We start from the raw sequence: 15,716 nt of genomic DNA, 5'->3' as shown, positions 1-15,716 counted from the left end.
CTACGGTGCGGGGATGGCCCCTGCGCTCCTGCTCACCGGCATCGGCGAGCTCGTGACGAACGACCCGCACGCCGAGGGCGCCGGCCCGGCGCCCGTCCACGTCGTCCGAGACGCCGCCGTCCTCGTCGAGGGCCCGACCGTGGCCTGGGTCGGCCCGGCGGCCGCGGCGCCCGCGGCGGACACCGTGCTCGACCTCGGCGGCCGGGCCGTCGTCCCCGGGTTCGTCGACGCCCACGCGCACCTCGTGTTCGGCGGCGACCGGGCGGCCGAGTTCGAGGCCCGGATGTCGGGGACCGCGTACGCCGCGGGCGGCATCCGGACGACGGTCGCCGCGACCCGGGCGTCGAGCGACGAGGCGTTGCACGCCAACGCGTCCCGGCTCGTCGCCGAGATGCGGCGGCAGGGCACGACGACGGTCGAGATCAAGTCCGGCTACGGGCTCACGGCGCACGACGAGGCCCGCAGCCTCGCCGTCGCCCGCACCCTGACGCCGGAGACGACCTACCTCGGCGCGCACGTCGTCGGACCCGAGTACGCCGACGACCCGGGCGGCTACGTCGACCTCGTCACCGGCCCGATGCTCGACGCCTGCGCACCGCACGCCCGCTGGGTCGACGTGTTCTGCGAGCGGGGCGCCTTCGACGCGGACGCCGCCCGCGCGGTGCTGCGGGCCGGCGCGGCGCGCGGGCTGCTCGTCCGGGTGCACGCGAACCAGCTCGGCGAGGGGCCCGGCGTCCAGGTCGCCGCCGAGCTCGGGGCGGTCTCGGCCGACCACTGCACGCACCTCGCCGACGCGGACGTCGCGGCGCTGCGCGACGCGGGCGTCGTCGCGACCCTGCTGCCGGGCGCCGAGTTCTCGACCCGCTCGCCCTATCCGGACGCGCGCCGGCTGCTCGCCGCCGGGGTCACCGTCGCGCTCGCGACCGACTGCAACCCCGGCTCGTCGTACACCTCGTCGATGCCGTTCTGCATCGCGCTCGCCGTCCGGGAGATGCGGATGACGCCGGCCGAGGCGCTCTGGTCGGCGACGGCCGGAGGGGCGGCGTCCCTGGCCCGGACCGACGTCGGCGTGCTCCGGCCCGGGGCCCGCGCCGACCTCGCGGTGCTCGACGCGCCGTCCTTCGTGCACCTCGCGTACCGGCCCGGTGTGCCGATCGTCGTCGGGGTCGTCGCGGGCGGCGTCCCGGAGCCGACGCTCGTGCGCTGAGCCGCCGGAACCGCTCCGCGCTGCCCCTCACCAGGCGAGGTCGGGCCCGTCCGGCTCGTCGAGCGTGACGAAGCGGGGCGACGTCCGGTCGGACGACGTCGCGAGCCGGCGCAGCCGGGCGGCGGCCTCCTCGGGCGGGGTCGTCGCGCCGACCTGGCCCATGCCGGCCGCGAGGACGCCGGGGTGCACCGACCAGACCCGGACCCGGCCCTCGAGCTCGCGGGCCAGGCACGTCGTCAGCATGTTGAGCGCCGCCTTGGAGACCCGGTACGCGTAGCTCGGGCCGAGGTGCCGGTAGCGGCCGGCGGCCTGGTCGGCGACCGAGCCGAGGCGGCTCGACACGTTGAGCACCAACGGGTCGGGGGCCGCGAGCAGCGACGGCAGCAGGGCCTGGACGACCCGCAGCGGGCCGACCGCGTTGACATCGACGACGCGTAGCAGGTCGTCGGGGTCGATCTCCGTGAGCACCGGGCGGGCCGGGGTGCCGGTCGCGGCGTTGTTGACGACCAGGTCGACGGGGCGGCCGCGCAGCACGCCCTGCAGCGGGTCGGCGAGGTCGCCGCGGACGTCGCCCTCGACGACGGTGACAGGGCCGCCGGACCCGGGCAGCGCGGACCCGCCCGGCCGGACGACGGCGACGACGTCCCACCCGTGCGCCGCCAGGTCCGCGACGACGGCCCGCCCGAAGCCGCCCGCCGCCCCGGTGACGACCGCCGTCCGTCTCATGGCCCTGATCGTGCCAGCAGGCACCGCCGGGAACGGTCGACGCCCACGGAGAGCGCGCTTACCCTGGCGGGAGGGCCGGGGTGCCGGCCCGTCCGGGATGCCTTGTCGCGCAACGGGGGAGGCGCCGCATGAGGACCCTCGACCTCGTCCAGCTCACGGTCTGGAGCGTCCGGCTGTGCCGGCTCGCCGAGGTCGACCCGCTGCGCGTCGTGGCCGTGCTCGGGGTCGGGACGGCACCGGCGTCGTACGTCCGCGGGGTCGGCCGGATGGAGCCGGCGCCGCTCGGGACGACCCGCGGCGAGGTGTCCGTCGTCCAGGGCCGGTTCCGCTCCCTGACGCTGACGTTCGCGGCGCCCGAGATCACCCGCCACGACCTCGAGGACGCCCTCGGCCAGGGGATGCCGCTGCGCCGGACGCGTCCGCTCGGCGAGCACCAGGTCGGCTACCGGGTCGTCGTCCCGGACGCCCCGTACAGCTGCGACGTCGTCGCGTCCTTCCCCGCGCGGCCGCAGCCGCGCAGCGTCGCGACCCGGGTCATGCTCCGGCGCCGGCCCGGGTGCACGGCTCAGGCGCGGCGGACGAGCGCCTTCGGCAGCGCGCCGGTCGAGCGGCGGTAGTAGTTCGCGGCCCGCCGGGTCGCGACGAGCCGGGCGACCCCGATGACGACGCCGGACGCCACGGCCCAGGCGACGGCCTCGGCCCAGTCGGTGTCCGGGTCCTCGGGGATGGTCGGCGGGGGCGTCCCGGTCGCCATCCGCCACGCGGCCTCGAGGCCCTTCTGCGCGACCGAGGCCGCCAGCACGGCCGATCCCGTGCCGAGCACCTTCCACGCGAGTGCACCCATGGGGATGATCCTGCCGCACGCCGCGGGCTACAGCAGCGCGAGCAGCCAGCCGACGAGCGGCAGCAGCAGCGGGACGGAGATCCCGAGGAGCCCGAGGACGAGGACGAGCGCGAGCAGCCGTGCCAGCGGGGCCGGCCGGCCGGTCCCGGGTTCGCGGAGCATGCGCAGGAGCATCCGCACAGCGTCGCAGAGGAACCCGGCTCGTGCGCTCCCGGAGATGCGGTGTTAACGTCGGAACGCGACAGGGGAGCGCCGGACGGCGCTGAGAGTGCGGGCGACCGCAGACCCTCGAACCTGATCCGGGTCATGCCGGCGAAGGGAGTCGAGCCGTTTCTCGGCCGGTGGCGCAGACGCCCCCGGCTCCCCTCCTGAAGTTCTTCGGGAGGACCACATGAGCACCACCGACCCGCGATCGACCCTGCCCGCACGTGACCCCCGGGTCGTCGCGGCCGCGGGGGCCGCCGCCGCGCTCGGCCTGGCCGTCTACCTCGTCGGGCTGCCCGGCTCGGTGAGCCTGTTCGGCACCCCGCTCGCCGACCTCACGCTGCCGGCGGCGCTGTTCGTCGCCTTCGCCGGCACCGCGGTCGCCGCCGCCGTCCTCACCCGGACGACGTGGCGCGTCGTCGACCTCGTCGTCGCCTCGGTGCTCGGGGTCGCGGGCGGCCTGCTCTTCGCGGTCTGGAACGTCGCCGTCTGGCCCGCCGCCTCCGGTGCGCTGGCGTTCTACCCGCCGGCGTCGGCCGTGCTCGTCGGGGTCTGGCTGCTGCCGGCCGTGCTCGGCGGGCTCGTCGTCCGCAAGCCCGGCGCCGCCGTCTACACCGAGCTCGTCGCGGCGACGATCTCGGCGTTCATCGGCAACCAGTGGGGGTTCGCGACGGTCTGGTACGGCCTCGTCGAGGGGCTCGGCGCGGAGGTCGTCCTCGCGGTGCTGCTCTACCGCCGGTTCGGTCTCGGGGCCGCGATCGGGGCGGGCCTCGGCGCCGGGGTCGCGGTCGGGCTCATGGACTCGCTCATCTACTACCCGGAGTTCTCGGCCGCCTACAAGGTCGCCTACGTCGTGCTCGCGATGGTCTCGGGCGCAGTCATCGCCGGGGTCGGCTCCGCGTACCTGACGAAGGCCCTGGCCCGGACCGGGGCGCTCGCGCCGCTGGCGTCCGGCCGCACGGCCGAGCGGGTCTGAGTGGCCGACCCCCGCACCGAGTCGGTCGCCGTCCGCGCCCGGGGCTGGGGGTGGCGGCACTCCGCGCGCAAGGCCTGGGCCGTCCGCGGCGTCGACCTCGACGTCGCGCCGGGCGAGCGGGTGCTGCTCCTCGGCCCGAGCGGCTCCGGCAAGTCGACGCTGCTCGCCGGGCTGGCCGGCCTGCTCGACCCGGGCACCGGCGCGGACGACGGCACCGGCGACGAGGAGGGCACGCTCCTGCTCGACGACGTCCCGGCCCGGACGGCGCGCGTGGACGGCGTCCGGGCCGGGCAGGCCCGCAGCGGCCTGCTCCTGCAGGACCCGCTCGCCCAGACCGTGCTCGCGCGGTGCGGCGACGACGTCGCGTTCGGGCTGGAGAACCACGCCGTCGCGCCCGAGCGGATCTGGGAACGGGTCGACGCCGCGCTCGCCGGGGTCGCGTTCCCCTACGGCCGCGGGCATCTCACGTCGCGGCTGTCGGGCGGGGAGCGGCAGCGGCTCGCGCTCGCCGGGGTGCTCGCGCTGCGGCCGGGGCTGCTCCTGCTCGACGAGCCGACGGCGATGCTCGACCCGGACGGCGCGGCGCTCCTGCGCGAGACGGTCAGCGCGGTCCTCGCGGCGACGGGTGCGACGTCCGTGCTCGTCGAGCACCGGGTCGGGCCGTGGCTCGACCTCGTCGACCGGGTCGTCGTCCTCGAGCCGGGGGGCGGCGTCGTCGCGGACGGCACGCCGGACGACGTCCTGCGCGCCCGCGGCGCCGCGCTCGCCGCGGCAGGCGTCTGGGTCCCCGGCCACCTCCCGCTCGCCGGGCGTCTCACGGTCGCCGGTTCTCGTCCCGGTGCGCCCGGTACCCGGTGGCCCGCGACGAGAACCGGCNCCGTGCGGCGGCCCGGGCGGGCGGGGCCGGCGGTCGCCGACGTCGACCTCGACCTGCACGCCGGGCGGACGACGTGCGTCGTCGGCCCGAACGGCGCGGGCAAGTCGAGCCTCGCGCTGGCCCTCGCCGGGCTCGTCGCACCGGCCGCGGGCACGGTGACGGCCCGGGGCCGGCTCGCGGACGGCGTCCGGTCGCCGCACCCCGCGGCCTGGCGGCCGCGCGAGCTCGTCCGCCGGATCGGCACCGTCTTCCAGGAGCCGCAGCACCAGTTCGTCGCGTCGACGGCCGCCGACGAGCTCGCCGTCGGGCCGCGGCGCACCGGCGTCCCCGAGGCCGAGACCGCCCGCCGGGTCGACGAGCTCCTCACCCGGCTGCGCCTGGGCCATCTCGCCCGGGCCAACCCCTTCACCCTCTCCGGCGGCGAGCAGCGCAGGCTGTCCGTCGCGACGGTGCTCGCGACCCGGCCCGGGCTCCTCGTGCTCGACGAGCCGACCTTCGGGCAGGACTCGCGCACCTGGGCCGAGCTCGTCGACCTGCTCGCCGACCTCGTCGCCGGGGGCACGGGCGTCGTCGCCGTGACCCACGACGAGCGCCTCGTCGAGGCCCTCGCGGACGACGTCCTGCGCCTCGAGCAGGGCCGCCCGGCACCGCTGCCGGTGGGGGCCGCGTGACCGCCACCGCGCTCGACGCCCCGGTCGGGGTCGACCTGCGGGCGCCGGTCGCCCGCGCCAACCCGGTCGCCAAGCTCGCCGTCGCGAGCCTCGTCGCGTTCGCGCTGCTGCTCACGGTCGACCCGGTGACCGCCGGTGCCGCGCTCGGCCTCGAGCTGCTCGCGCTGCCGTGGTGCGGCGTCGGCCCGCGCGGCCTGCTCCGCCGCGGCTGGGTGCTGCTCGCCGGTGCCGTCCCCGCCGGCGTCGCGACCGCACTGCTCGGGGTCGACGCCGGGGCGGTCCTCGTCGGGGCCGGTCCGGTCACCGTCACCGAGGGCAGCCTGCAGGCCGGCGTCGCGATCAGCCTGCGGGTGCTCGCCATCGGGCTGCCGGGCGTCGTGCTCCTCGCGACGACCGACCCGACCGACCTCGCCGACGCCCTCGCGCAGCGGCTGCGGTTGCCGCACCGGTTCGTGCTGTCGGCGCTCGCGGCGATGCGGCTGTTCGGCGTCCTCGCGGAGGAGTGGCAGGCGCTCACCGCGGCCCGCCGGGCCCGCGGGCTCGGCGACGGCGGCCCGGTCGGGCGGGTCCGGGACGCGCTCGCGCGGGTCTTCGCCCTGCTCGTCCTCGCGCTGCGCCGGGCGACGGTGCTCGCCACGACGATGGAGTCACGCGGTTTCGGTGCGGTGACGCACCGGACCTGGGCCCGGCCCAGCCGGTTCGGACCCGTCGACGCCGTCGTCGTCGCGGGCGGGATCACGATCGCCGTCGCCGCGACGGCCGCGGGGGTCGCGGCCGGCACCTGGGAGCTGCTGCTCGGCTGACCGGCTGCCGGCCGGCCCGGGGATCAGCCCAGGCCGAGCTTCCAGGTGAGCCACGTGACCGCGGAGCCCTCGAGCCGGACGTCGGCGGAGTGCCCGGCGTCGACGGCGGTGCGGCTGACCAGCTGGTCGAGCGAGGTGCGGCAGCCCGGGACCGTGTCGGAGATGACGGCCCGGGACGAGAAGTCCACGGTGTGCGTGCCCTCGTCGACCTCGACCTGCACGCCGGCGCCGAACGGGGAGACGTAGCCGCGGGCCCGCTCGTCGGCGGTCGCCCCGGCGAGCGCCGCCCGGACCGCGCTCTCCCAGCCGCCGGTGCCGGGCACCCGGCGGGTCACGGCGTACTGGGACAGGCACGCGGGGTACGAGGTGCCCTGCCACAGGTAGACGGTGACCTCGGTCGAGGGGCCGGACGACGAGGGCTGCGGCGGGGGCGCCGCCGCGCTTCCCGTCGTGCCCGGCGCCGCGGACGTCCTGGTGCCGGACGGCGTGCGGGTGCGGGTGCCGGTCCGTGGCGCGGCCGGCGGGGTCACGGTGACGACGAGCGTCTTCGTCGCCGTGGCGACCGGGGCCGACGTCGTCGGCGTGACCGGTGCGTCGGTGGTCGGCGGCGCGGCGGCGGCCGAGCGGCTCGCGGCGCCGTCCGTCGCGACGGTCGTGGCCTCGTCCGTCCCGGCGCCGCGGCTCACGAGGGTGACGGCCGTGCCCATGACGAGCACGGCGGCAGCGGCGGCGACGGCGACCCTCGACCGGGCGGCCAGGGCGCGGGCGCGCCGGGCCCTGCGCACGACGAGGCCGACGGGCGGCGGCTTCACCTCGGCCCGGACCCGCTCGCGCAGGTCGTCGAAGGCGGCGCGGACGACGGCGTCCTCGGCGTGGCTGCGGGCCTCGAGGTAGGCGGCGACCCCGAGGTCCGGCGTCGACGCCGGACCGGCGCCGTCGCCGGGGGTGGTGTCAGGCACCCGTGACCTCCCCGGGCGACGGCTCGAGGGAGTCGTCGAGCAGCTCGGCGAGCCGGCGGCGGCCGCGGGCGAGCCGGGTGCGGACCGTGGCGGGGGGCAGGTCGAGCTCGTCGGCGACCTGCTGGACGGACAGGTCCGCCATGTAGTGCAGCGCGATGACCGCCCGGTAGCGCAGCGGCAGCCGGGCCATCGCGTCGGCGAGGGCGACCCGCTCGATGCTCGGCTCCGGGGCCGTGGTCTCCCGGTGGCCGCGCATGAGGATGAGTGTGCGCCGCCGGGTGCGCTGGACGGTGTTGATCGCGAGGTTCATCGCGACCCGGCGCACCCAGGCCTCCGGGGCGTCGTACTCCGAGATCCGGTCCCACCGCGCGGCGGCCCGGATGAACGCCTCCTGGGTGATGTCCTCGGCCTCGGCGCGCGAGCCGACGACGACGAGGATCTGGCCGACGATCCGCGCGTAGGACGTCTCGTAGAAGGTGACGAAACCGCGCTGGTCCCGCATCGACCACCCGGCTGCGGCGTCGTCCGCGGCCTCGAGGTCGCCTGCCGCGTCGAGGTCGACGGCGTCCGGCGGGAGGCGCGAGTCGAGGCGCTCGGCGTCGCCGAGCAGCGGCTCGGCCACCACCGACGTCACGCGTTCTCCCCGCACCTGTGTGCCCCCTCCGTACCGGACCCGGTACGGCATTCGTACCAACACCCGTCGACACAGCGTCACGTTTCACCGAGACGTCACCCGTCAGGAGACACAGATCTCACCAACTGTCGATGAAACAATATTCGTTGGTCGGGTGTGTTGACGCTGCGTCCCTCGGGGGAGGGGCGAGGGAGGGGTCCCGGCACCGCCGCCTGGAGACCGCACGACCATCGCGACTTCAGGAGCTCCACGTGCCACATATCGGACACGGCGTCGACACCGAGGCTGCGCCGCCGCCCCGTACCGCCGTCCCCGACGGCCCGCGCCGCTCGTCGGCCCCGCGGGTCACGGTCGTCGTCCCGACCCGGAACGAGGCCCGCAACCTGCCGCACGTGCTCACCCGGCTGCCCGAGGGCCTGCACGAGGTGATCCTCGTCGACGGCGGCTCGGTCGACGGCACCGTCGAGGTCGCCCGCGAGGTGCTCCCGTCGGTCCGGGTCGTGCACCAGACCCGCCGCGGCAAGGGCAACGCGCTGGCCTGCGGCTTCGAGGCGGCGACCGGCGACGTCCTCGTCATGCTCGACGCCGACGGCTCGGCCGACCCGGGCGAGATCCCGGCGTTCGTCGCCGCCCTCGTCGCCGGCGCCGACGTCGCCAAGGGCACCCGGTTCGGGCACGGCGGCAGCAGCCACGACATCACCCGGGTCCGCCGGCTCGGCAACGCCGGGCTCAACCTCGCGGTCCGGGTGCTCTACGGCGCCCGGCACAGCGACCTCTGCTACGGCTACGTCGCGTTCTGGGCGGACATGCTGCCCGCCCTCGACCTGCCCGCGACGGTGGACCCCTCGGTCCCCGCGGGCTCGACGGTCAACGGCGACGGCTTCGAGATCGAGACCATGCTCACCGTCCGCTTCGCGGCGGCCGGTGCGCGCTTCACCGAGGTGGGCAGCGTCGAGTGGCCCCGCATCCACGGCGTGAGCAACCTCAACGCCGTGAGCGACGGGTTGCGGGTGCTCCGCACCATCCTCACCGAGCGGCGCCGGGTGGCGGCCCGGCGCTCCCAGGCCCCCGTCCGGGTCACGCGTGCTCGCACGCGTGCCCGGGCGGGGGACCTGTCCTCCTGAGGCAGGGCACGTGAGGGTCCTCCAGGTCACGCCGGCGTACCCGCCGACGCCCGGCGGCGTCGAGCGGCACGTCGAGGCGCTGTCGGCGGCGCTCGTCGCCCGCGGCCACTCGGTGACGGTGCTCAGCCTCGACGCCCGGACGGCGAGCGGTCCGCGCACCGGCCAGGTCGAGGTGCTCCGGGTGCCGGGGCGGGTCGTCGGCCCGTTCCTCGTCGCCCGCCGGCTGCGCCGCACGGTGCGCACGCTCGCGGCCGAGCACGACGTCGTCCACGTGCACAACTACCACTCGCCGCTGCCGCTCGCCGTGCTCGGCAGCCGGTGCCGGCGCCCCGTCGTCGTCACGACGCACTTCCACGGCGACGGGCACGGGACGCTCGCCCGGCTGGCGCACCTCGTCTACCGGCCGCTCGTCCGGGCGGCGCTGCGGCTGGCCGCGGCCGTCGTCTGCGTGAGCCGGGCCGAGGCCGACCACCTCGTCGGAACGTTCCCGGAGCAGCGCGGCCGGGTGCGCGTCGTCCCGAACGGCGTGCGCCCGCTCGACACCTCGCAGGCCCTGCCCGCGCACTGGCGCGAGCCGCTCGTCGTCTGCGTCTCCCGGCTCGAGGAGTACAAGCGGGTCGACGTCCTCGTCAGCGCGCTCGCGATGGTCAACGGCCCGTGGCGCTGCGTCGTCGTCGGCGCCGGGCCGCAGCGCGCCGAGCTCGAGGCGCTCGCCGCCGGCCTCGGGCTCGCCGACCGGATCACCTTCGCCGGCACCGTGAGCGACGCCGAGCTCGACGCCCTGCTGGTCCGGGCGCGGGTCTGCGTGCAGCCGTCGTCCCGGGAGGCGTTCGGGATGGCGCTGCTCGACGGCATCGGGGCCGGCTGCCGGGCCGTCGCGAGCGACATCCCCGCGCACACCGAGGTCGCCACGCTCGCCGGCGGCGGGGTCCGGCTCTGGCCCGCGGACGGCGGCCCGGTCGCGCTCGCGGGGGCCGTCGTCCGCGCCCTGTCCGACGTCGCACCGGCCGCCGCTCCGGACCTGCCGACGTGGGAGGGCGCCGCCCGGCAGCTCGAGGCCGTCTACCGCAGCGCCGTCCGGGGCTCCGCCGGCCTGCCGGCCGACGCGTCGGTCGACGTCGTCCTCGACCTGCGCGTGGCCGACGGCGTCGTCCCCGGCCCCCCGAGGACGCCCCCCGGCCGGGAGGAGGCCAACCGTGCCGCCCCGGAGTGAGGCCCCCGCGGTCACCGGCGCGTACGACCGGGCAGCTGGGTCGGAGGCGCCGGCGGCGCCGGTGGAGGAGGGCGGGGCGCTCGTCCACTCGAGCCTGCACATCATGCTCGCCACCGTGCTCACGGGCGGGCTCGGCTACGTGTTCTGGGCGCTCGCGGCGCACCGCTGGGCCGCCGGCGAGGTCGGGGTCGGCAACGCCGCGGTCTCGCTCGCGACCGCGCTGTCGCTCGTCGTCCACCTCGGCCCGGCCGCGCTGACGATCGAGCGGCTGCCGCGGCACGAGGGCACCGACGGCTGGGGGGCCCGGCTCTGGACGGCGCTCGTGCTCACCGGGGCGGTCTCCGCCGTCGTCGCGGCAGGCGCGGTGGCCGTCGGCCGCGGCACCGACGCGGTCGGCCCCGCCGTCGACACCGTCACCGGCACGGTCGCGTTCGTCGTCGGGTGCGCGGCGTGGAGCGTCATGAACGTGCTCATCTACACGTTCGTCTCGCTGCGCCGGTCCCAGCTGCTCTCCACCCAGAACGTCGCGATCAGCCTGCTCAAGCTCGGGATGCTCGGCGGCCTCGCGCTCACCGCGTTCGGCGGGCCGCGCTCGATCCTCGTCGCGTGGGCGGCGTCGGCGACGCTCGGCTGCGTCGCGACGCTCGCATGGCAGCTGCCCCGGGCCGGGTTCTCCCCCGGGCGGCCGCGGTTCGTCCGGCCGGGGCTCTCGGGCCTGCGCAGCGCCGCCGGGCACCACCTCACGAGCGCGGGCGGCGTCCTCACGCCGTACGTGCTGCCGACCCTCGTCGCGGCCCTGCTCACCCCGGTCGACAACGCGTACTTCGCGCTGACCTGGCTCATGGGCAGCCTGTTCTTCATCGTCGCGCCGGCGGTGTCGTCGGCGCTGTTCGCCGAGGGCGCGCGCGGTGCCGACCTGCCCGTCGCGACCCGCAAGGCCGCCCGGCTCATCGGGATCCTGCTCGTCGGCCCGGCCGTCCTCATGCTCGTCGGGGGCCGGTTCGCGCTGTCGGTCATCGGCGAGGACTACGCCCGCGAGGGCTACCTGCTGCTCGTCGTCCTCGTCGTCGCGGCGCTGCCGGACGCCGTGAACAACGTCGCCGTCGGCGTCTACCGGGCCACCGGCCGGCTCGCCCGGTCCGCGACCCTCAACCTCGGGATGGCGGTCGTGACGATCGTGGGCACCGTCGTCCTCGCACCCCGCGTCGGGATCGTCGGCGTGGGGTACGCCTGGGCGCTCGCGCAGAGCCTCGGGATGCTCGCCAGCCTTCGGGACGTCGTCCGGGTGCTCCGGGCGCCGGCGTCCGGACCCGTTGCGGCCCAGGAGGTCTCGTGAGGATCCTCGAGCTCACCGACCTGTACTGGCCGGTCATCGGCGGCCTCGAGCGGTTCGTCGAGATCCTCTCCGGCTCCCTCACCGACCGCGGCCACACCGTCGACGTCGTCACCGGCGCCACCGGCAGCGCACCGGCCGGCCGGCTCGAGACCGACGGCGCCGTCGTGCACCGCGTCACCGGCTGGCAGCACACGCTGCTGAAACCGTTCTACGCCAACGCCGACCGGCCGTTCCACCCCACCGCGCCGGACCCCGGGATGATGCGCGCGATGCGCCGTGTCGTCGAGCGGACCCGGCCGGACGTCGTCCACGCGCACTCGTGGAACGTGCTGTCGATGCTGCCCGTCGCGCGCTCGCTCGGCGTGCCGGTCGTCGTCCAGGCCCACGACTACGGTCTCGCGTGCCACCGCAAGACGATGACCCGCGAGGGGACGCCCTGCGCCGGCCCGGACCTGCGGGCCTGCATCCCCTGCGGCAGCGCGCAGTACGGCCTGCCGCGCTCGGCGGCGCTCGCGGTGGGGCTGCGCGCGAGCCGCCCGCTGCTGCGGCACGCCCACGTCACCGCGGTGAGCGAGTACGTCGCGCGCCGGCTCGACCCGGTCGTCGCACCGGTCACCGGCCGGCCGGTGGAGGTGCTCGGCTCGTTCGTGCCGGACGGCCTCCCGCTGCTCGCCCGGCACACCGCCCCGCCCGCCCTGCCCGACGGCGACGTCGTCCTCTTCGTCGGCGCGCTGAGCCGGGCCAAGGGCGTCCACGTGCTGCTCGAGGCGTTCCGCCGGCTGGAGCGGCCCGCGCGGCTCGTGCTCATCGGCACCCGCCAGGTCGACACGCCCTCCGCCGCCGACCTCGGGCCGGACGTCGTCGTCCACCACGACGTGCCGCACGCCGCGGTGATGGCCGCGATGGCCCGCGCCGCGGTCGTCGTCGCGCCGTCGGTGTGGCCCGACCCGCTGCCGATGACGGTCACGGAGGCCCAGCTCATGGGGGCGCCCGTCGTCGCGAGCCGGGTCGGCGGCATCCCGGAGCAGGTGGAGGACGGCGGCAGCGGCCTGCTCGTGCCGCCCGGCGACGCCGCGGCGCTCGCGACCGCGATCGACACGCTGCTCGGCGACCCGGACCTGCGCGCCCGGATGGGCCGCCGGGGACGCCAGGTCGCCGACCGGTTCACGGTGGCCCGGGCGACGTCCCGGGTCGAGGAGGTGCTCGCGGCCGCGGCCGCGGGCGAGGCGTCGGCGACCGCTCCGGTCGCCGGAAGGGGTGGGGCATGAACGGCTGGGAGACCATGCCGGGCCGGGACCGGATCTGGCTCGGGCTCAACACGACCGTCTTCGTGTCGACGGCGGACCCGTCGGGCGTCGAGGCGGTGCGCGAGGTGCTGCGGGCCACCGCGCAGGCCGACCCGGGCTGCGCGCTCTTCCGGACGGCGCACCCGCAGCGGCCCGACGCGTGGCGCCCCGCGGCCGACGCCGAGGAGGCGCTCGCCCGCGCCGAGGCGCTCGTCGTCGAGGTGCTGCCCGGCCGGGACCGGGACGCGGCCGCCGAGGCGGCCCGGGCGTTCGTCGCCGCGGGCACGACCGGCCCGACGGTGCGGGTCTTCGCGTTCGAGACGACGGACGGCGGCGCGGGCCTGGTCGGCTTCACGATCCCGCACGCCTGGGGCGACGCGATGACCGTGCTCGGGATCCTGCGCACCCTCGTCAGCGGTCCGGACCCCGACGGCCGCCTCTGGACGCACGTCGGCGACGGCGTCGACCGGCCGCTGGCCGCCGCCCTGCGGCACCGGTTCGGCAGCCTCGCGGCGCTGCGCACCGTGCCCGCCGCGCGCCGGGCCGGGACGGCGGCCGCGCAGCCCCCCGCGCAGCCCTCCGCGCCGGCGCAGCCCTCCGCCCCCGCGCCGTCCGCGCACCCGGCCGGCGCTGCGCCCGAGGTCGCGGTCCTCACGTCGGTCATCGGCCGGGACGCCGTCCGCGCGCTCAAGACGTGGCGCCGCGAGCACGGCGCCGGCGCCTCGATGAACGCCACGGTGATGGCCGCCGTCCGGGCCGCGCTGCTCGCCGAGGGCGTCGACCTCACCGACGGTCTCACCGTCGCCTACGACGACCGGCTCTACCTGCCACGCGGGTCGGCGGCCCGCGGCAACCTCGTGAGCGCCGTCCGGCTGCAGCCCGGCGACGCCACCGAGCCGGCGTCGGTGCACGGGGCGGTGCAGGCCGCCATGCTCGCCGGCCGGCCGCTCCTCGCGCTCGCCGCGGGCTCCGCCACGGCGGCCCTCGAACGCCGCCCGCAGTGGCCGGCCCGGCCGGCGGCCGGCGGCTCGGCGGACCTGTCCTTCGCGTGCGTCCGCGTCGACCGGGTGCTGCCGCCGCGGCTGGTCACCGACCTCGAGGGCGATGTCGCGCTCGTCTGCGTGACGACCCCGTCCTCGCAGGCGTCGGTCGCGGTGATGGTCCTCGACATGGGCTCGGAGATCCACCTGACGCTCACCGTGCACACCCCGCTCGTCGACCTGACGGCGGCCCGGCGGGCGCTCGCGGCGCTCGGCACGGTCCCGGTCGCGTTCCTGCCGTCGACGGTGGCCGCGGCCTCGACGTGACGGTCGCGCACCCGGGAGCCGGCAGCGGCACCCCGCCCCCGCCGACGCGGCCGCAGGGGCGGGCGGGCCGGCACGCGCCGGTGCCGTCGCCGTGGAGCGTCCGCGCCCCGGCCGACCTGCCGTCCGGACCGCCCGCCGACCTGCCCGAGACCGTCGCGGGCGGCCTCGCGCTGCGCGGCGTCCCCGTCGTCGAGCCGCTGCTCGTCGTCGTGGCCGCGCTCGCCGTCCTCGGCCTCGGCTGGTCCTACCGGCTCGCCGCGGTCGGCAGCCCGCTGCGGTTCGTCGCGTTCTGGCTGCCGCTGCTCGTCTTCCTCGCGGTCGTCGTGGGGGTCCTGCTCGACCGGCGCACGGACGGCGTCCGGCGCGGTCTCGCGCTGGCCCTCACCGGGTTCGTCATGGCGGCCCCCAAGGTGATCCGGACGCCGGACATGCCGCTGTACTTCGACGAGCTCGCGCACCGGCGGCAGGTCGACCACATGGTCGCGACCGGCGGGATCCTCCAGGACAACGTCGTGACGATCCTGCGCGACTACCCCGGCCTGCACGCCCTGACCACCGCCCTGGAGCGTGCCACCGGGGCGTCGACGTGGTTCCTCGCCACGGTGCTCGTCGTCGTGCTGCGGGTCGCCGTCCCGGTGCTCGCCGCGACCGTCGGCCGGGCCGCCGGGCTGTCGCCGCGCGCGGCCGACCTCGCCGGGCTCGTCTACGCGCTCAACCCCGGCTTCATGTTCTTCACCGGGATGTACGCCTACGAGTCGCTCGCGATCGTCCTGCAACTCGCCGTCCTCGGGATGCTCGGCATGGTCGTCGCCGGCTCCCGGGGCCCGGCCGGTGCCGCCCGCCGGCTCGCGGTGCTCCTCACGGCCGCCGTGACGATGACCCACCACCTGACCTCGATCATGCTGCTCGGGATGGTCTTCGGGCTCGTCGTCCTGCACAGCGGCCGGATCGCCCGGCGGGACGTGCGCCGGCTGGAGTCGAGGCGGCGGGTGGCCCGGCTCGGCGTGACGCTCATCCTCCTCGTCCTCGGCTGGACGGCGCTGCACGCCGCCGAGGTGTGGGCGTACCTGTCGGTGTTCCCGAGCAAGGCGGTCGAGCAGCTCGCCGGGCTCGTCGAGTCGTTCGCCGGCGGCGGCGGGCCGGACGCCGCGGAGCCCTCCGCGGTCGCCGCGGACAGCGGCGCCGGGTCGCGCGGGATCCTCGCCGGGGCCGGCGTGCCGGTCTACGAGGTCCTCACCGGGCTGCTCAGCGTGCCGCTGCTCACCGCTCTCGGCGCCGCGGGCGCGCTGCTGCTCTGGCCGCTGCGGCGCGTGCCGTTCACCCGGCTCGTCGTGGTCGTCGCCGTCGCCTACCCGGCGTCGATGCCGTTCGTCCTCACGGTGCACGGCGCCCCCGCCGCGCACCGGTCCTGGCCGTTCACGTGGCAGGGCCTCGCCGTCGTCGTCGGCGCCGCGCTCGCGTCTCTCGCGGGGCTGCGGGTCCGGGCACCGGAGGCCCGGGAGGGCGGTGCGCCGCCGGCCCCGGAGGCGGGCGCCCGGTCGGCCCGCCC

16 protein-coding genes, 1 pseudogene and 1 riboswitch are annotated in these 15,716 nt (G+C 77.3%); of the genes and pseudogenes, 12 read left to right on the top strand and 5 right to left on the bottom strand.

The genetic code is table 11. The annotated features are described in order from the left end of the window. Positions 1-13: 13 nt before the first annotated feature. Positions 14-1,207: an imidazolonepropionase gene (hutI, locus tag ECOMGDLI_RS09905; protein WP_088316581.1), complete on the top strand. Its 1,194-nt coding sequence runs from the start codon at positions 14-16 to the stop codon at positions 1,205-1,207. Positions 1,208-1,234: 27 nt separating this feature from the next. Here hutI and ECOMGDLI_RS09900 read toward each other — a convergent pair whose 3' ends face one another. Further along, positions 1,235-1,933: an SDR family NAD(P)-dependent oxidoreductase gene (locus ECOMGDLI_RS09900; protein WP_088316579.1), complete on the bottom strand. Its 699-nt coding sequence runs from the start codon at positions 1,931-1,933 to the stop codon at positions 1,235-1,237. A 128-nt stretch (positions 1,934-2,061) separates the two neighbouring features. On the opposite strand from ECOMGDLI_RS09900, the gene ECOMGDLI_RS09895 reads away from it, so the two are divergent. Next, the gene (locus tag ECOMGDLI_RS09895) at positions 2,062-2,550 is read left to right on the top strand and encodes a hypothetical protein (RefSeq protein ID WP_088316577.1); all 489 of its coding nucleotides are present in this window, start codon (positions 2,062-2,064) and stop codon (positions 2,548-2,550) included. On the opposite strand, the gene ECOMGDLI_RS09890 is transcribed toward ECOMGDLI_RS09895, so the two are convergent. Together ECOMGDLI_RS09890 and ECOMGDLI_RS36275 are read right to left on the bottom strand one after the other, a co-directional pair. After that, entirely contained in the window at positions 2,499-2,777 is a 279-nt protein-coding gene (locus ECOMGDLI_RS09890) for a DUF4235 domain-containing protein (protein ID WP_088316576.1), read from the bottom strand. The two genes, ECOMGDLI_RS09895 and ECOMGDLI_RS09890, sit on opposite strands and share 52 nt — an antisense overlap. Before the next feature lie 27 nt (positions 2,778-2,804). Continuing rightward, positions 2,805-2,939 (bottom strand): hypothetical protein, encoded by a 135-nt coding sequence (locus tag ECOMGDLI_RS36275; RefSeq protein WP_255395984.1) that lies wholly within the window; start codon positions 2,937-2,939, stop codon positions 2,805-2,807. Between the two features lie 71 nt (positions 2,940-3,010). Next, positions 3,011-3,115, top strand: a riboswitch (TPP riboswitch). Positions 3,116-3,168: 53 nt separating this feature from the next. On the opposite strand from ECOMGDLI_RS36275, the gene ECOMGDLI_RS09885 reads away from it, so the two are divergent. From ECOMGDLI_RS09885 to ECOMGDLI_RS09875, 4 genes and pseudogenes are all read left to right on the top strand, one after another. After that, positions 3,169-3,957, top strand: a complete 789-nt coding sequence (locus ECOMGDLI_RS09885; protein WP_088316574.1) for an ECF transporter S component — start codon at positions 3,169-3,171, stop codon at positions 3,955-3,957. Beyond that, positions 3,958-4,833: pseudogene (locus ECOMGDLI_RS36770) on the top strand (ABC transporter ATP-binding protein); the annotation flags it as partial. Position 4,834: 1 nt separating this feature from the next. Next, on the top strand, positions 4,835-5,505 hold a 671-nt coding region (locus ECOMGDLI_RS36765), incomplete at its 5' end, for an ABC transporter ATP-binding protein (protein WP_369812735.1). Next, complete coding sequence (locus tag ECOMGDLI_RS09875) at positions 5,502-6,308, top strand: energy-coupling factor transporter transmembrane protein EcfT (RefSeq protein WP_088316569.1); 807 nt, start codon at positions 5,502-5,504, stop codon at positions 6,306-6,308. The genes ECOMGDLI_RS36765 and ECOMGDLI_RS09875, both read left to right, overlap by 4 nt. 23 nt (positions 6,309-6,331) lie before the next feature. Here ECOMGDLI_RS09875 and ECOMGDLI_RS09870 read toward each other — a convergent pair whose 3' ends face one another. Both ECOMGDLI_RS09870 and ECOMGDLI_RS09865 read right to left on the bottom strand, forming a co-directional pair. Continuing rightward, positions 6,332-7,267 (bottom strand): hypothetical protein, encoded by a 936-nt coding sequence (locus ECOMGDLI_RS09870; protein WP_088316567.1) that lies wholly within the window; start codon positions 7,265-7,267, stop codon positions 6,332-6,334. Continuing rightward, the gene (locus ECOMGDLI_RS09865) at positions 7,260-7,901 is read right to left on the bottom strand and encodes a sigma-70 family RNA polymerase sigma factor (protein WP_158220965.1); all 642 of its coding nucleotides are present in this window, start codon (positions 7,899-7,901) and stop codon (positions 7,260-7,262) included. Before ECOMGDLI_RS09865 ends, ECOMGDLI_RS09870 begins: the two co-directional genes overlap by 8 nt. 251 nt (positions 7,902-8,152) lie before the next feature. Between ECOMGDLI_RS09865 and ECOMGDLI_RS09860 the strand changes: the two genes are divergently transcribed. The 6 genes from ECOMGDLI_RS09860 to ECOMGDLI_RS09835 all read left to right on the top strand — a co-directional run. Beyond that, the gene (locus tag ECOMGDLI_RS09860) at positions 8,153-9,025 is read left to right on the top strand and encodes a glycosyltransferase family 2 protein (RefSeq protein ID WP_198954736.1); all 873 of its coding nucleotides are present in this window, start codon (positions 8,153-8,155) and stop codon (positions 9,023-9,025) included. A gap of 10 nt (positions 9,026-9,035) precedes the next feature. Beyond that, a complete protein-coding gene (locus tag ECOMGDLI_RS09855) occupies positions 9,036-10,238 on the top strand; it encodes a glycosyltransferase family 4 protein (RefSeq protein ID WP_158220964.1) in 1,203 nt (400 codons plus the stop codon). Beyond that, entirely contained in the window at positions 10,222-11,574 is a 1,353-nt protein-coding gene (locus ECOMGDLI_RS09850) for a lipopolysaccharide biosynthesis protein (protein WP_088316559.1), read from the top strand. The genes ECOMGDLI_RS09855 and ECOMGDLI_RS09850 overlap by 17 nt, the downstream gene beginning before the upstream one ends. Further along, a complete protein-coding gene (locus ECOMGDLI_RS34560) occupies positions 11,571-12,842 on the top strand; it encodes a glycosyltransferase (protein ID WP_158220963.1) in 1,272 nt (423 codons plus the stop codon). Before ECOMGDLI_RS09850 ends, ECOMGDLI_RS34560 begins: the two co-directional genes overlap by 4 nt. After that, positions 12,839-14,167: a hypothetical protein gene (locus ECOMGDLI_RS34555; RefSeq protein ID WP_088316557.1), complete on the top strand. Its 1,329-nt coding sequence runs from the start codon at positions 12,839-12,841 to the stop codon at positions 14,165-14,167. Before ECOMGDLI_RS34560 ends, ECOMGDLI_RS34555 begins: the two co-directional genes overlap by 4 nt. Further along, a partial coding sequence (locus tag ECOMGDLI_RS09835) for a hypothetical protein (protein ID WP_198954735.1) occupies positions 14,164-15,716 on the top strand: 1,553 nt, incomplete at its 3' end. The genes ECOMGDLI_RS34555 and ECOMGDLI_RS09835, both read left to right, overlap by 4 nt.

Origin of the sequence: Kineosporia sp. R_H_3 (assembly GCF_002198675.1) — a bacterium.
Classification (GTDB): Bacteria; Actinomycetota; Actinomycetes; order Actinomycetales; family Kineosporiaceae; genus R-H-3.
The sequence above is the reverse complement of the archived record's forward strand: the minus strand, read 5'-3'. Positions and strand labels throughout refer to the sequence as shown.

Bases quoted from the DNA above. Each gene is read 5' to 3' on its own strand.
- ECOMGDLI_RS34555 (WP_088316557.1), top strand. From the start codon at position 12,839: ATGAACGGCTGGGAGACCATGCCGGGCCGGGACCGGATCTGGCTCGGG.
- ECOMGDLI_RS09885 (WP_088316574.1), top strand. From the start codon at position 3,169: ATGAGCACCACCGACCCGCGATCGACCCTGCCCGCACGTGACCCCCGG.
- ECOMGDLI_RS09895 (WP_088316577.1), top strand. From the start codon at position 2,062: ATGAGGACCCTCGACCTCGTCCAGCTCACGGTCTGGAGCGTCCGGCTG.
- ECOMGDLI_RS09900 (WP_088316579.1), bottom strand. From the start codon at position 1,933: ATGAGACGGACGGCGGTCGTCACCGGGGCGGCGGGCGGCTTCGGGCGG.
- hutI (WP_088316581.1), top strand. From the start codon at position 14: ATGGCCCCTGCGCTCCTGCTCACCGGCATCGGCGAGCTCGTGACGAAC.
- ECOMGDLI_RS36275 (WP_255395984.1), bottom strand. From the start codon at position 2,939: ATGCTCCGCGAACCCGGGACCGGCCGGCCGGCCCCGCTGGCACGGCTG.
- ECOMGDLI_RS09890 (WP_088316576.1), bottom strand. From the start codon at position 2,777: ATGGGTGCACTCGCGTGGAAGGTGCTCGGCACGGGATCGGCCGTGCTG.